The organism is Collinsella aerofaciens, from assembly GCF_039836695.1.
Classification (GTDB): domain Bacteria; phylum Actinomycetota; class Coriobacteriia; order Coriobacteriales; family Coriobacteriaceae; genus Collinsella; species Collinsella aerofaciens_BD.
Genome location: NZ_JBDPAC010000023.1, coordinates 1 through 15,421, shown reverse-complemented (window position 1 = coordinate 15,421; position 15,421 = coordinate 1). Strand labels below are relative to the sequence as shown.

The following is a 15,421-nucleotide window of genomic DNA, read 5'->3' as shown; positions in this document are numbered from 1 at the left end:
GAATCGAATACAAGAAGAAGTTCAAAGCGCATCCGTTTGGGTGCGCTTTTTTGAGGGAGGCAGCATGGCATATCGTCTGGACATCAAGCGCATTCTTTCGATGAACTTCTTTCACGATTTGCCCCAGATCATGTTGGGGTGTGCCTTGGCCGCCATCGCGACCGACCTGTTTTTGATTCCCAACGGCCTTGCTGCCGGTGGCGTTACGGGCCTTGCGACTATTATCCAGGCGGTCGGCGCGGCGCGAGGCGTGTCGCTTCCCGTCGGTATCCAGACCATCGTGATGAATGCCTTGCTGCTGCTGGTCGTTATGCGCGAGGGCGGCATGTTCTACGTGGTGCAGACCGCGACGGGCTTTGTGCTGCTGGGCTTCTTTACCGATCTGTTCGCCCCGTTTGTAGCACCTCTGGCGGATGCGGACCTGATGCTCCCTGCCATGTGGGGCGGCATTATTACGGGCATCGGTTACGGCATGGTGTTGCGCGCCGGCGCCAACACCGGCGGCTCGGACACGATTGGCCAAATCATCTCGCGTAACACCTCGCTGCCGGTGGGCTCGACCGTCATGGCAATCGATGTTGCCGTATGCGCGCTGTCGGCTCCGGTCTTTTCAATCGAAAACGCACTATATGCAGGCCTTTCGATGGTCATTAGCGGCTACGTGATCGATGCCGTGGTCGATGGTGGCAACAAGCGCCGTATGGTACTTATCATTTCGGACAAGTTTCCTGATATCGCTGCCGATATCATGTATGGTCTGGGTCGTGGTTGTACCAAGTTTAAGGCGACTGGCATGTATTCGGGTGCCGAGAAGCCGGTGATTATGGTCATCGTGAGCCGTCGAGAGCTCAATACCCTCAAGACGATCGTGCGCGAGCGCGATCCTCACGCCATTGTGACGGTCGCTGACGTTACGGAAGCCTTCGGCGAGGGATTCAAGGACATTAGCGCGTAGGGCGACCGCGTTCCATCCAAAAGACGTTCACATTGATAAACCGTTTCATCAGCGGTTCTGCCTGCTAAATTGTTCAAATAATGATAAAAACTCTGGTAAAGCCATCAGTTTCCAGCATAATGAATGACGTACGTGCATTGCGGCTGTGTTGGGACTACCTTTCCGTGCCGTGCGCATCTTGTCTAAAGAGGATGAAAGGAAGGCACAATGAGCGACGAAGAGCTCAAAAAGGTTGCCAACGAGGTAAGGAAGGGCATCGTCACCGGCGTGCACGCTGCCAAGTCCGGCCATCCGGGCGGTTCGCTCGGCGCTGCCGACATCATGACCTATCTGTACTTTGAGGAAATGAACGTCGACCCGGCCGACCCCCGCAAGGCCGACCGCGATCGCTTTGTGCTTTCCAAGGGCCACTGCGCTCCGGGCCTGTACGCCGTGCTCGCCGAGCGCGGGTTCTTCCCCAAAGAGGACCTCGAGACGCTGCGCCACATCGGTAGCCACCTGCAGGGTCATCCCAACATGAACGACACCCCGGGCGTCGACATGTCCACCGGCTCGCTCGGCCAGGGTATCTCCGCCGCCGTGGGTATGGCCGTTGCCGCCAAACACTGGGGCGATACTTACCGCACGTACGCCCTGCTGGGCGATGGCGAGAGCGAGGAGGGCCAGGTCTGGGAGGCAGCCATGTTTGCCGGCAACCAGCAGCTCGATAACCTCTGCGTGATCGTCGACCACAACGGCCTGCAGATCGACGGCCCCGTCGAGGAGGTCAACGACCCCATGCCGCTCGCCGACAAGTTCCGCGCGTTCAAGTTCCACGTGGTGGAGCTCGCCGACGGCAACGACTTCGACCAGATCCGCGCCGCCTTTGCCGAGGCTCGCGCCACCAAGGGGCAGCCGACCGCCATTATCGCCGAGACCCTGAAGGGCAAGGGCGTGTCCTTTATGGAGAACCAGGTTGGTTGGCACGGCAAGGCCCCCAACGATGAACAGTTTGAGCAGGCCATGGCAGAGCTCACGGCCGCCGGAGAGGAGCTCTAGGATGGCAGACGTCAAGAAAATCGCCACGCGCGTAAGCTACGGCGAGGCCCTCGTCGAGCTCGCCAACGAGCACGATGACTTTGTGGTCCTCGACGCCGACCTTGCCGCCGCCACGCAGACCGGCAAGTTTAAGGCCGCCTGCCCCGACCGCTTCTTCGATGTGGGCATCGCCGAGAGCAACCTGATGGGTGTTGCCGCCGGTATCGCAACCACCGGCCGCGTCGCCTTCGCGAGCAGCTTTGCCATGTTTGCCGCCGGCCGCGCCTTTGAGCAGGTCCGCAACTCCATCGGCTATCCGCACCTTAACGTTAAGATCGGTGCCACGCACGCCGGTATTTCGGTGGGCGAGGACGGTGCCACGCACCAGTGCTGCGAGGATATCGCCCTCATGCGCGTTATCCCCGGCATGACCGTCATTGTTCCGGCCGACGACGTCGAGGCCCGCGCCGTGACGCGCGCCGCCTACGAGTGCGACGGTCCGGTGTACATGCGCTTCGCCCGTCTGGCCTCGCCGGTTATCAACGACCCCGAGACCTACAAGTTCGAGTTGGGCCGCGGCATTGTCATGCGCGAGGGCGCCGATGTGACCATCATCGCCTGCGGCCTGATGGTCGGCGAGGCTCTCGAGGCCGCCGAGCAGCTCGCTGCCGAGGGCATCGACGCCGAGGTCATCAACATGCACACCATCAAGCCCATCGATGCCGATCTGATCGTCAAGAGCGCCACCAAGACCGGCCACGTCGTGACCGTCGAGGAGCACTCTGTGATCGGTGGCCTGGGCAGCGCCGTTGCCGACGTCCTGTGCGAGCAGTGCCCGACGCCGCTCAAGAAGATCGGCGTCAACGACACCTTCGGCGAGTCCGGCCCGGGTGCCGAGCTTCTGCACAAGTACGGTCTGGACGCCGCCAACATCGTGGCGACCACCAAGGAGTTCTTGGCATAAGGCAAGGCGGATCTCAAGGACTGCTTCGCCAGAACTATAAAACTGTTTCGCCATTACTATGGAAACCCGGCAGGGGCGCTCTCTTGGAGAGCGCCCCTGTTTCAGTTGCGGTGAAATAAGGACTGTTTTGCCAGCTTAAAGGCTCAACAGTCCCTATTTCACCGCAACTTATGAAGACGCCCTTCAAGCACGGTCCCATCAGGGAAAAGGGCATATATCGGCAAAGTGCAATTCAGACCCTTCCAACTTTGTATATGCAGCACTTCAAGATAAACGCAGCGACCCCTTAGTTACCGCAGGCCGGGTACAGGGCTACTCTCCAAATCTTTCCGCAGGACGGAGGAGCCCTGTGCCCGGCCGACGGGATCCCTAAGCACGCCATGCTTCTTATGTGCAGCAAAGCTAATGCTGCTAAAATACAAAGCGCTCATGTAGTTTAAACGCACGACGATAAGGAGCACCAGTGGGTAACCACTTCCGTACCTCCGGTGCGGGCGATGATGCCCCCAAGACGCAGGCAGGCGTCCAGGGCAGTCGTTTCGCCACTCCGGATTCAGAGGGCCAGCCTGTTGCTCAGGCCCCCGCTCAGCCGGTAGATCAGGCACAGCCGGCATCCGATCCCTTTGCCTACAATCCAACCAGCGATGTCGCGCTTTCCGGCACGGCGGGTTTTGAGCCCGTTCAGGCCGTGACCGCTCGCGTGGAGCAGCCTCAGGCTGGTGCCGCCACGCCGCAGCCTACCATGGCCGGCATTCCCGACCCCTTGGCCCCTGCGACGCCGGCTCCTCAGCCTGCGCAGTCCGGTCTCTTTGCCGCTATTCCCGACCCCACTCAGCCTGCTGCCCCGGTGGTCGAGAGCGATCAGGCCGCCGAGGTCGCAAGCCTCGATAACGCGCTCAACAACCCCGATTTTACGTCGGTGTTTGCGCCCATCGATCCGCAGGCCAGCCGCAAGAAGATGGCCAAGCAGGCCGGTGTCGAGCCCGTTATCCTTATGGAGCATGTCACCAAGATCTATCCGGCACAGCCCAACAAGCCTGCACTCGACGACATCAACATCGAGATCTATCCGGGCGAGTTCGTCTTCCTGGTCGGTCACTCCGGTTCGGGTAAGACCACGCTGCTGTCGACGCTCAACCGCGACGTCAAGCCGACGAGCGGCCGCATCCTGGTTGCCGGTCAGGACCTCATGAAGATCAAGAACCGCAAGGTTCCGTTCCTGCGCCGCCAGATTGGCGCCGTGTTCCAGGACTTTAAGCTTCTGCCGCAAAAGACCGCCTACGAAAACGTGGCGTTTGCCCTGCAGTGCATCGGCAAGCCCAAGGGCGTCATTCGCAGCCAGGTGCCCGAGGTGCTGCGCCTGGTCGGTCTGGCCGATCAGATGGACTCGCTGCCCGACCAGCTTTCCGGTGGCGAGCAGCAGCGCGTTGCCGTCGCCCGTGCTATGGTCAACCGTCCGCCGCTGCTGATCTGCGACGAGCCCACGGGCAACCTCGACCCGGCGATCTCGCTGGGCATCATGAAGCTGCTTGAGCGTATTAACCGCACCGGCACCACCGTGATCGTCGCCACGCACGACCGCGAGATGGTCGATAGCATGCACCGTCGCGTGATCGCCCTCGAGGGCGGCCACGTCATCCGCGACCAGGAGAGGGGAGGTTACGGCAACTATGGCACCAACTAACGTGGGCTACTCCTTCAAAGAGGCAATCAGCCACTTCTTCCGTAACTGGACTACCTCGCTCGGCGCCGTCATCACGATCTTCCTTTCGCTGTTTATCATCGGCCTGTTCATCATGGGCTCTGCGATGCTGAACTCCGTGATCGGCACCGTCGAGGATCAGGTTGTCATCAACGCGTTCATTAGTGATGACGCCGATCAGGCCGATGTTCAGGCTTTTGAGGCCGAGCTTAAGACGTGGAATAACGTCAAGTCCGTGACCTATAAGGACAAGGACGACGCGCTGGCCGAGTATACGAGCAAGATGTCGGGCAACGCCGACGCCACCATGAGCGCGCTCGATGGCCAGAACCCGCTGCCGGCTTCCTTCGCTATTGAGATGGACGATCCGTCCAAGGTCGAGAGCACGGCAAAGAAGCTCAAGAAGGATGCCGATTTCCAGAAGATCGCGGATGACGGCGACGTCAACGCGAGCGTGCTGTACGGCCAGGAGGAAGTGAGCCGCCTGTTCCAGGTGACCAACTACATCCGCATCGCCGCCGTGGTGCTCGTTGGTCTTCTGACCTTTATCGCATTCATCTTCATCAACAACACGATTCGCCTGTCCATCACGGCGCGTCGTCGTGAGATTGCGATTATGCGTCTGGTCGGCGCCAGCAACGGCTTCATTCGTGGCCCGTTTATCACCGAGGGCGTGCTGCAGGCCATTTTGGGCTCGCTGCTTTCCATCGGCGTTCTGGAGCTGCTGCGCAATTTGATGATTCCGCGTCTGCAGGAGAGCATCGGCTGGATGTCGTTTGCCCTGCCGATGCAGTACTACCTGGTGACCTATGCTGCGCTGATTCTGGTCGGCGTGATTATCGGTCTCTTTGGTTCTGCCATCGCCATGCGCCGCTACCTGCGCGTGTAAGCATGCCTGGAATTCACCCCTTCCAACGGGTCGTCTCTTATGGGGCGGCCCGTTTTTTGATCCCTAGGGGACGAAGGAAACGAATCATCGTAGCGCTGGTCTATCTATGTGATCCGTTTTCCTTCATCCCCTAGGGATCATTTGGGTAGACTCTTGGGATGTAAACGGCAATCGATAGTTAGGAGGCGCCATGGGGCGCAATAACAAGCATAAGCGTGGAGCTCGCAATCGGCGCGGGCCGGTGCGCAGCGAACGCCGTCCGAGCCTGACCGGGCGCGTGCAGCTCCATGAGCATAGCGCCTACGTTGTAACCGAAAACGGCGACTACAAGGTCATGGGCCGCGGTAAGCGCGAGATCATGGATGGCGATACCGTTGCCGTGAGCATTAAGAACAGCCCGCACGGTGAGCGGCGCGCCGTGATCGAAAGCGTGGTTGAGCGTGCAGCCATAAGCGTGGTGGGCACGTACCAGACCGCCGGTCCGCTCGGTGTGATCGAGCCGCTCGATTCGCGTCTGAAGGCCGACTTCTTCATTCTGCCCGAGGATACCTCGGCGGATCGTCTGGGTGTCCACCCGGGTGATGCTGTTGTCGCGCGCATTTTGACCTACCCGACGCGCCTGGAATCGGGTACCGTGACGATCGAACGCCGCATTGGCGGAGATGACGCGCCCGATTTGGGCGTTCAATATGTGATGGCGCGTTACGGCTATACCGATAGCTATCCCGAGGCCGCGCTGGACGAGGCCGAGGGGCTTTCGCTCGATGTGTCCGCGGCGCTTAAGGACCCGCTCCGCCGCGATCTGCGCGACCGCTTTGTCATCACGATCGACCCAGTCGACGCGCGCGACTTTGACGACGCCATTTCGCTGGAGCGCACGCCCGAGGGTGGCTACAAGCTGGGTGTGCATATCGCCGACGTTTCACACTATGTGGCTTGGGACGGGCATATCGATCTTGAGGCTCGCCATCGTACGACATCGGTGTATCTGGCCGATCGCGTGCTTCCCATGCTGCCCAAACGCCTGTCCTGTGACCTGTGCTCGCTTCGCCCTGACGAGGACCGTCTTGCGTTTACCGTCGATATCGAGCTCGATGCGCAGGGTCGCGTGCGGCATTACGATTCGTATCCCAGCGTGATTCGCTCGCGTGTGCGTATGGACTATGACGGCGCCGAGGCGCTGCTGGTACGTGCCGGCGCGGTGGAGTATTCGGTGCTGGAGGGTGCGGCCGAGGATGTTGCGGCTGCCGAGACCTCGCGCGAGGAAGCGCTTGAGCGCGGTCTTGCGTGCGAGGAGGCCGCCCGCGGCTACAACGTCGACCTCGGCGATTTCCTTGTCGCCGCCAACGAACTCGCCGAACTCCGCCGTCGTATCCGTCGCGCCCGCGGCTCAGTCGATTTTGACACGGCCGAGATTCGCGCTCTGTTGGGTGAGGACGGAGTACCCGTGCAGATTGTGGCGCGTGAGCGTTCGTGTGCCACGTCGCTTATCGAGGAAGCCATGCTGCTCGCCAACGAGTGCGTTGCAGAGTGGCTGGCAGACCGTGATATCGAGGCCTGCTATCGCGTGCATGAGGATCCGAGCCCCGATAGCCTGCACGGTGCCGCCGTTGCGCTGGCGCAGTTAGGCATCATCGACGATCGCCGTGCTGCCGGTATTGCCCTGGGGAGCCCCGATGAGCTGCAGGCTGCAGTTGATGCTGCCGCCGGTACGGCCAACGCACCGCTCGTTAACACGCTGCTTCTGCGCAGCATGCAGCGCGCGCTGTACAAGCCGCGCAACGAGGGCCACTTTGCGCTCGCCGCGCCGTGCTACTGTCACTTTACGAGTCCCATCCGTCGCTACCCCGATCTGGTGGTGCACCGCGTGCTCAAACTGCAGTTGGCCTATGAGCAGCTCGGCGGCAAGGACGCCTTGGTCCGTACGCTGCGGCTGATCGGCAAGGGGCGCGAGTCGCTGCCGCGCATTCTGCCGCAGATCTGCCGCGCATGCAGCGATGCCGAGCGCGCGGCAGATGCCGCCAGCCATGCGACGCAAAAGATCAAGATTGCCCAGTACTATGAGGACCGTCTGGGCGAGCGCTATGCCGGAACCGTCTCGTGGGTTAGCAGCATGGGCCTTTTTGTGCGCTTGGACCTAACGCAGGTCGAAGGCTTGGTTTCGATCAAGAGTCTGGGCAACGAGTGGTTCGAGTTCGACGAGGACGCGCTCACGCTCACAGGTGCCGATACGGGCACCCGTTACGAGCTGGGGCAGCGCGTGATTATCGAGGTCTCGCGCGTCAATACCACGCGTGGGCACTTGGACTTTAAGCTTATCCATTAGCCAAATCCCGACTCATGGTGGGGGAGCGGAGGGCGGCCTTTCGGGACCGCCCTTCGCATTTGAATCGTGGCTACCTTGCCGTCTGCTCGGCCGCCCGCTTACCTGCTATTTGAGAGGTAAAACCTACCAAAATAAACCTGTCCCTTTTGGCAGGTTTACAAGAAAGCGGGGATGAGATGGCGACGGTGTACGGTTATGCGCGGGTGAGTTCGCGCGATCAGAATCTTAATCGGCAGCTGGATGCGCTGGGCGCCTATGGCGTGGGCTCGGCGAATATTTATGCCGACCATGCGAGCGGCAAGGACTTCGATCGACCGCGTTATCGCGAGCTGCTGCACGTCCTGGGAGACGGGGACGTGCTGGTGGTGCTTTCTATCGACCGACTTGGCCGTAATTACTCCGAGATTCTTGAGGAATGGCGACGCATTACCAAGGTGCTCGGGGTTGCCATTGTGGTGTTGGATATGCCATTGCTTGACACGCGCGCCAGGGCCAGCGGCGCGCCGGATGTGACTAACACCCTGATTGCTGATATTGTGCTGCAGCTGCTGAGCTACGTGGCGCAGGTGGAGCGAGAGAATATCCATCGGCGCCAGGCGGAGGGGATTGCAGCGGCGCGGGCGCGAGGGGTCCGTTTCGGTCGACCTCGCAAGCCATGCCCTCCTCAGTTTGAGCTGGTGCGCGATAGCTATGAGGCGGGCGATATTACCCGCAGCCAGGCAGCAAAGTGCCTGGGCGTGTGCGTGGGGACGTTCGATCGCTGGATGCGCGAGGCGGGGTAGGGTTTTGCGTCGCTTTGTCGCTTCCTGTTGCGATTCAAATTTTGATACGGTGACGATGCCATTTGGGGCTACACTCGCTGATATTCAAAAAAGGAGGTTGACCCTTGGCGCGCGTAAAACAAATAATCGGATGGACCGCGATCGTTCTGTTCGCTGCAACGCTGGCGGGCATCTGGGTGCTGACGGAGCAAAATGCGGTGGAGACGTCGTTGCTGAGCGAGTCCACCGCGCGTGTGGTGGAGGGTCAGGCTACGGGCGTTCAGGCTGTCGATGCCACGGGTGAAGCTCAGGCGGAGAACGGAATGACCGGGGGCACCGATTCGGCTGCCTCGAATGTCCGGTCTGGCCGACTTGCTTCCATTCGCATGTGGGTGGGCACAAACGTCCGTCGCGTTGCCCATACCGTAGAGTTTTTCTTCGTCGGATTGTTCGCCTCCGTGGTCGTGGTTTGCTTTTCCAGGCGTCCGTGGAGCGTATGCTCCCGTTGCGTGCCCGTATTGCTCTTTTGCGCCGCCTGCTCCGTTGGCGATCAGGTGCATAAGATCTTTGTTCCCGGAAGGCATTTCGACGTTATCGATTTAGGATTCGACGCTGCGGGCTATGTCACCGCCATGCTGTCGGTATTGCTGGCGGCGGCGTTGGTGCGCCATGCGACTCGGCCGATCGGCGCCCATGCGAGGCGCTAGCCGGTAACAAACCCGTTTCTGATAATGCGACCTTGTTGAATTATTTTGTGTCGCGCGTATTTCCGAGCGGTCGGATTTGAGGGGCGAGCGGTAGAACGCTCGCCCTTTGTGCGCCACGATGCGGCACAATGTACCGCAAAAGCTGTTTGTATCCGGTACGAATCGTTCGTTGGTCTTTAATTCTTCTCAACGGAGGTGTTTGAGATGGCAAACGGATTGCTTTTGCGGCTTCGCGAGCGTGAGCTCAGCGCGAGCCCGGCGGAACGCAATGTCATCGCATATGTAAGCGCTCATCCGCACGAGGTGGTCGGGCTGTCCGTCCGCGGTCTTGCCGATGTCACGTTCTCCTCGCCCTCGAGCATTTTGCGCTTTTGCAAGCGTTTGGGTTTTGCGGGCTACAAGGAGTTCCAGCGCGAACTGATTGCCGAGCTGGCGCTCTTAGGTGACAAGAAAGACGTAGCCCTCGAGGACATCTCCATGGATGACAGCGTCGAACGCATCGTGGGGAAGGTGATGAAAAGCAACGTGCGCACGATCGAGGCGACGGCGCGAACGCTCGATTACACCGTCTTGGAGCGATGCGCGGCCCGTCTTAAGCGGGCACGCGCGGTCAATCTGTTCGGTATTGGTGCTTCTCGTTTGGTCGCGCACGACCTGGCGCAAAAGCTCATGCGTGTCGACAAAGAGTGCCATCTGTACGACGACTGGCATGATCAGCTCTTATGTGCCAAGAACATGCATGAGGGCGATATGGCAATCGCCTTTAGCTACTCGGGCTTGACGCAAGAGGTGCTGGACTGCACCGCCGAGGCTCAACGTCACAACTGTCCCGTTGTGGCCGTTACCAAAGTAGATGGATCATCCAAGCTTGCCACCATGGCCGATGCCGTGCTCGGCGTCGCTGCGAGTGAACCCTTGGTCCGCAGCGGTGCCATGGCTTCGCGTATGGCCCAGCTTATGGTTGTCGATGCCCTGTACGCTGCTTACGTTGCCAGCGACTACGAACGGGCGACGCATGTCATTAAGCAAAACTACATCGAGAAACAGGAAAGATGAGGTGAATGAAATGCTCGATTTAACAAAATTCACGACCGAACAGCGTAATCAAAGGTCAATGGACCTCGATACGATGACATCGCTGCAAATCGTCACGACGATGAACGATGAGGATCTTCGTGCCGTCCAGTCGGTCACGAAAGTGTTGCCCCAGGTTGCCACAGCAATCGACTGGGCTGCTGAGACACTCGAGCGCGGAGGGCGCGTCTTTTACATGGGCGCAGGCACCAGCGGTCGTCTGGGCGTACTCGACGCTTCGGAGTGTCCGCCCACGTTTGGCGTGTCACCCGATCTGATTGTCGGGCTCATTGCCGGAGGCGAGACGGCGTTTATCAAGGCTGTCGAAGGTGCCGAAGACAGCGAGGAGCTTGGCGCGAGCGACCTGCGGGAGCGTGGGCTCTCGGACAAGGATCTTGTCGTTGGCCTGGCGGCAAGCGGCCGTACTCCTTATGTGGTGGGCGGACTTGTGTACGCCAAGGCAACTGGGTGCAAGACCATTGCAATTGCCTGCAACCAAGGGTCGAAGATCGGGGAGAGCGCAGATCTTGCCATTGAGCCCGTGCCCGGTCCCGAGGTGCTGACCGGCTCAACGAGGCTCAAGGCGGGAACGGTTCAAAAGCTCATTCTCAACATGATTTCGACCGGTGCCATGGTCAAGATCGGCAAGGTATACCAAAACCTGATGGTCGATGTGCAGCAGACGAACGAGAAGCTGGTGGTGCGCGGGCAGAACATCGTGATGGAGGCGACCGGCTGCACGCGCGAGCGCGCTGTTCAGGCGCTTGCAGATGCCGGCGGCCACGTAAAAACCGCTATTGTCTCGATACTGCTGGACTGCGATGCCGAGCAGGCTACGGTAGCTCTTGAGCGGGCGCGAGGCCATGTCCGTGCTGCGGTGAGTGGCCATGAGAAAAGCAATGCCGATGCTCAATAGGTGCGCGGCGCGAGCTGATATGACATCCAGACGAGATACCCAATACAAGGAGGAGTTATGACGAACAAAGAGCTGGCCCAAAAGCTGCTGGACCTTTTGGGCGGTAAAGACAACGTGCTGGCAAACGCGGCGTGCATGACGCGCCTGCGCGTGACCGTCAAAGACGCGGGCAACGTCGACACGGAGGGCATTAAGGCACTCGACGGCGTGATGGGCCTGGTCGAGGACGACACGATGCAGATCGTGCTGGGTCCGGGCAAGGTGAATAAGGTGCTCGAGGAGTTCTCCAAGCTCACTGGCCTTGCGAAAGGCGTTGCCGACGAGAGCGTGGTTGACGCTGCGGCCACAAACAAGGCCGCGCAGAAGGCCAAGTACGAGTCTAAGCCGGTTCAGGCCTTCCTCAAGAAGATTTCCAATGTCTTCGTCGCCCTGCTTCCCGGCATCATTGCGGCTGGCCTCATCAACGGTATCTGCAACGTCATTAACGTCTCGACGGCAGGCGCGCTTGCAGGCGAGTGGTGGTACCAGGGCATTCGTTCCATGGGCTGGGCCCTGTTTGCCTATCTGCCCATCTTGGTGGGCTATAACGCGGCACGTGAGTTTGGTGGCTCCGCTGCGCTGGGCGGCATCGCCGGCATGATGTGTATCGCCAACAGTGCCATGCCCCTGCTTGCGCCTGGCGCGGCTGATCCTGCCACTGCCATTCTGCTGCCGCTCACCAGTGCGCAGTACAACCCCGCAGCGGGCGGCATGATCGCGGCTCTCATCGCTGGCGCATTTTTTGCCTGGATGGAGCGTCAGATTCGCAAGGTTATGCCCAACGCACTCGACACGTTCTTGTCCCCGCTGCTGGTGCTCATCATCGGCGCCTTTGCTCTGATGCTCGTCATCCAGCCGGTTGGCGCATGGCTGACGACTGCCATCTTTAGCGTTTTGACCTTTATCTTCGAGAAGCTGGGCGTCCTGGGCGGCTATATCCTGTCGGCAGGCTTCTTGCCGCTGGTGTCCGTCGGCCTGCATCAGGCGCTCACGCCGATCCACGCTATGCTCAACGATCCCGACGGCGCTACCAAGGGTATCAATTACCTGCTTCCCATCCTTATGATGGCTGGCGGCGGCCAGGTCGGTGCCGGTTTGGCGCTGTACTTTAAGACCAAGAACGCCAAGCTCAAGAAGTACGTCGCAGAGTCCATTCCCGTTGGAATCCTGGGTGTGGGCGAGCCTCTGATGTATGCTGTTACGCTGCCGCTCGTTCGTCCGTTTGTGACGGCCTGCCTGGGTGCCGGATTTGGCGGCGCGCTCGCGGCGCTGCTTCACATCGGCACGGTTTCTCAGGGCGTTTCCGGTCTGTTTGGCCTGCTGATCGTCGTTCCTGGCCAGCAGCTCGGCTACGTTGCCGCTATGCTGCTTGCCTATGCCGCCGGCTTTGTCCTGACGTGGTTCTTCGGTGTCGACGAGCAGAAGATCAACGAGTTCTTTGGCGAGTAGTTTGATATCGCGAGCCGTGTTGCTCGGGGTTCGCGGCGCGCGGCAGATTTCTTGATGTTATGGTTGTGCCGGCGGGGCTAGCTGCTCCGCCGGCCTTTTTTAAAGGAGCGTTGAAGCGTGAAAACGGGTATTTCGATTTATCTTTCCAGCCCTCTGCAGGATATTGAGCGGACGATTGAACATGGTGCCGCGGCGGGTGCGCGCTATGCGTTCACCTCGCTGCATATTCCCGAGGATGGGGGAGCGGCGTATGCCGATAAGGTCCGTCATGTGCTGTCGCTGCTTTCCGCCCGCGGCATTGCGCTCATTGCCGATGTGGGGCCTCGCACGTGCGATTTGCTCGGGCTTGAGCGCATCGAGGACCTGCGCGATCTGGGGTTGGAATACCTTCGTTTGGACTATGGCTTTAGCGCCCAGCGGGTCGCGGAGCTGTCCGGTGTATTTCACATTGTGGTCAATGCATCGACGGTGAGTTCTGATGAAATCGCATCGTGGCGTGAGGCTGGTGCCGATGTGACTCGTTTTGCCGCCTGCCACAATTTTTACCCCAAGCCTTATACCGGTTTAGCTCTGGAGGACATTGCTCGGACGAATCTTCGTCTTGCGGCGCTTGGATTCGAAATCATGGCTTTTGTGCCGGGTGATGCTAACGTTCGCGGGCCGGTATTCGAGGGACTGCCGACGGTCGAGGCGCAGCGCGGTCGCGCGTCAAAGGTTGCTCTCAATATGCTTGAGCTTGCACATGGCGCCGATTGCGACATTGTGTTGGTCGGCGACCCCGATCTATCCGATGCGGGCTGGGCGCAGTTTGCTCAAGTTTCCGCCGGATACGTGGATTTTCAATGCGAGCTTGAGCCCGGTTATGCCTATGTGCGCGGGCAGATTCATCACGACCGGCCCGACTCGAGTGTCCTCATCTTTAGGTCTCAGGAGTCACGTACGAAGCTTAAGCCGGATTCCGTGCCGACGGATGCCGGAGCCGGCCTGCCGCGAAAGGCGGGGTCGATCGCTGTGAGTAATAGCGGATATGGGCGCTACGAAGGCGAGCTTGAGATTGCGCGGGTCGATCTTCCCGGTGACGAGCGCATGAACGTTGCGGGCCATATCACGCCCGAGGCAATGGAGCTGTTGCCGTTCATCAAACGCGGATTCGGGGTACGGTTCGTTTAGCGTGTGACCCGTGGGCTACAATTGCCTCATCATGCGAAGGCGCCTCGTATGGTGTGTACCTGCGTTGGCCGATCTACATTCGGAGGATTCCCATGACCGTACTGTTTGTTGAATATCCCAAATGCTCGACGTGTAAAAAGGCCAAGGCCTGGTTGGACGAACATGGGGTTGAGTATATCGACCGCGATATCGTTACGGACAATCCCACGGCCGATGAACTTGCGACCTGGATTGCTCGTTCGGGGCTGCCGGTGCGACGCTTCTTTAACTCGTCGGGCATGAAATATCGAGAGCTGGGCCTGAAGGCTCGCCTGGATGCAGGTATGACGGACCAGGAATGCTGCGAGCTGCTGGCGACTGACGGCATGCTTGTTAAGCGTCCGCTACTGGTGGGCGATGACTTTGCGATTCCTGGCTTCAAAGAAGCGGCTTGGACCGAGGCGTTGCTGTAGCGGCTGCGGAAAGTGCGACCCGGAATTCGCTTCCAGAATGGGATGCACTTTCCCAAAGTGGCCGGTTGCGGAAAGCACGTCCCATTCGGAGCTTCGATTGTGGGACACGGTTTCCGGTTGAGGGCTCGACGGGAAAGTGGGGACCAGTTCGAGCTTGAAATCTGGGACGCACTTTCCGCCGGCGGGCCTGCCCCAGTCAGTCCGCCAACTGTGCCCATTCGTGCGGATCGTAGACTTTTACGTGCTTGTTGGGCTTGCCACTCCAGTACTCCTCGTCCATAAAGGGCAGATATGCCTGAACGCCAGGGCAGATAAAGGGAATCCGCTGCTGTTGCAGTCGCTCGCGCTGACGCTGTTCCAGGTGCGCCTCGGATATGACGGTCGGCATGCCGGACAGCTCGACGAGACTTGCCTGGATTCGCTTAAGGTCGGGTAGTCCCGCGTGCCATGACATCCGCATGATCAAAAAGGATGCACGGCGGTATTTTGCCTGCACCACAGTAATGGCGGGGCGTAACGTGGGGTGAATTTTGTCCCGTTCGGGCCAAAGGTCGGCAGTGATCTCGAGGCCCAGGGTCTCCCATAGGTAATCAAGCTCTTCGTCCATGGCGCCTCGATATCTACGCGATCATTGATACTTCGATTGTGTTGCCTGGTGCTATCGTTTTCGCGGTAGAATCTGCCAACGGTTGACGGCTACCGCTCGCGGCGTTTTGCCCCTCGTGTACAGCGGTCGGCTTCACAGGTCCTTCACGGGTTGGACTAAATTAGGCCAATTTGACTGAATTTCAAAAAAGTCAAAATTGGGGCTTGCGTCACGGCGAGACTTCCCGTATATTTCTTTCTTGCGCAAAGGCACAGCCGAGCGCAGCGATGCAGTCATTGGGATGTCGTCTAATGGCAGGACAGCGGATTCTGGTTCCGTCAATGGGGGTTCGACTCCCTCCATCCCAGCCATTGCATTTGCTTCATATGGCCCGTTCGTCTAGCGGTTTAGGAC

At 59.6% G+C, this 15,421-nt stretch carries 14 protein-coding genes and 1 tRNA gene; 14 read left to right on the top strand and 1 reads right to left on the bottom strand.

Going from position 1 to position 15,421, the window contains the following annotated elements; genetic code table 11:
• The first annotated feature begins 64 nt into the window (after positions 1 to 64).
• The 13 genes from ABG996_RS09280 to ABG996_RS09220 all read left to right on the top strand — a co-directional run bounded on the left by ABG996_RS09280 (position 65) and on the right by ABG996_RS09220 (position 14,421).
• Positions 65 to 955 carry a YitT family protein gene (locus tag ABG996_RS09280; protein ID WP_006235307.1) on the top strand — a complete coding sequence of 297 codons (891 nt, stop codon included), beginning with the start codon at positions 65 to 67 and terminating at the stop codon, positions 953 to 955.
• Between the two features lie 207 nt (positions 956 to 1,162).
• Positions 1,163 to 1,993 (top strand): transketolase, encoded by an 831-nt coding sequence (locus ABG996_RS09275; protein ID WP_035137416.1) that lies wholly within the window; start codon positions 1,163 to 1,165, stop codon positions 1,991 to 1,993.
• Between the two features lies 1 nt (position 1,994).
• A complete protein-coding gene (locus tag ABG996_RS09270) occupies positions 1,995 to 2,936 on the top strand; it encodes a transketolase family protein (RefSeq protein ID WP_347479461.1) in 942 nt (313 codons plus the stop codon).
• 463 nt (positions 2,937 to 3,399) lie between these two features.
• Complete coding sequence (gene ftsE / locus ABG996_RS09265; RefSeq protein WP_195621032.1) at positions 3,400 to 4,620, top strand: cell division ATP-binding protein FtsE; 1,221 nt, start codon at positions 3,400 to 3,402, stop codon at positions 4,618 to 4,620.
• Complete coding sequence (ftsX, locus tag ABG996_RS09260) at positions 4,607 to 5,527, top strand: permease-like cell division protein FtsX (protein ID WP_117769462.1); 921 nt, start codon at positions 4,607 to 4,609, stop codon at positions 5,525 to 5,527. The genes ftsE and ftsX overlap by 14 nt, the downstream gene beginning before the upstream one ends.
• A 190-nt stretch (positions 5,528 to 5,717) precedes the next feature.
• Entirely contained in the window at positions 5,718 to 7,853 is a 2,136-nt protein-coding gene (locus ABG996_RS09255) for a ribonuclease R family protein (RefSeq protein WP_347479464.1), read from the top strand.
• Positions 7,854 to 8,029: 176 nt separating this feature from the next.
• Positions 8,030 to 8,635 (top strand): recombinase family protein, encoded by a 606-nt coding sequence (locus ABG996_RS09250; protein ID WP_195919687.1) that lies wholly within the window; start codon positions 8,030 to 8,032, stop codon positions 8,633 to 8,635.
• 104 nt (positions 8,636 to 8,739) lie between these two features.
• On the top strand, positions 8,740 to 9,321 hold the full coding sequence (locus tag ABG996_RS09245) for a VanZ family protein (protein WP_346979660.1): 582 nt from the start codon (positions 8,740 to 8,742) through the stop codon (positions 9,319 to 9,321).
• 204 nt (positions 9,322 to 9,525) lie between these two features.
• Positions 9,526 to 10,377, top strand: coding sequence for a MurR/RpiR family transcriptional regulator (locus ABG996_RS09240; RefSeq protein WP_055310345.1), 852 nt, complete (start codon positions 9,526 to 9,528; stop codon positions 10,375 to 10,377).
• A 10-nt stretch (positions 10,378 to 10,387) separates the two neighbouring features.
• A complete protein-coding gene (murQ, locus tag ABG996_RS09235; protein WP_347479467.1) occupies positions 10,388 to 11,311 on the top strand; it encodes an N-acetylmuramic acid 6-phosphate etherase in 924 nt (307 codons plus the stop codon).
• A 57-nt stretch (positions 11,312 to 11,368) separates the two neighbouring features.
• The gene (locus ABG996_RS09230; RefSeq protein WP_195625107.1) at positions 11,369 to 12,799 is read left to right on the top strand and encodes a PTS transporter subunit EIIC; all 1,431 of its coding nucleotides are present in this window, start codon (positions 11,369 to 11,371) and stop codon (positions 12,797 to 12,799) included.
• A gap of 117 nt (positions 12,800 to 12,916) precedes the next feature.
• Entirely contained in the window at positions 12,917 to 13,969 is a 1,053-nt protein-coding gene (locus tag ABG996_RS09225; RefSeq protein WP_347479469.1) for a MupG family TIM beta-alpha barrel fold protein, read from the top strand.
• Positions 13,970 to 14,061: 92 nt separating this feature from the next.
• On the top strand, positions 14,062 to 14,421 hold the full coding sequence (locus tag ABG996_RS09220; protein WP_347479471.1) for an arsenate reductase family protein: 360 nt from the start codon (positions 14,062 to 14,064) through the stop codon (positions 14,419 to 14,421).
• A gap of 196 nt (positions 14,422 to 14,617) precedes the next feature.
• Here ABG996_RS09220 and ABG996_RS09215 read toward each other — a convergent pair whose 3' ends face one another.
• A complete protein-coding gene (locus ABG996_RS09215) occupies positions 14,618 to 15,028 on the bottom strand; it encodes a hypothetical protein (RefSeq protein ID WP_006235322.1) in 411 nt (136 codons plus the stop codon).
• Between the two features lie 276 nt (positions 15,029 to 15,304).
• Between ABG996_RS09215 and ABG996_RS09210 the strand changes: the two genes are divergently transcribed.
• Positions 15,305 to 15,378: transfer RNA gene (locus ABG996_RS09210), tRNA-Gln, on the top strand.
• The last annotated feature ends 43 nt before the right edge of the window (positions 15,379 to 15,421 follow it).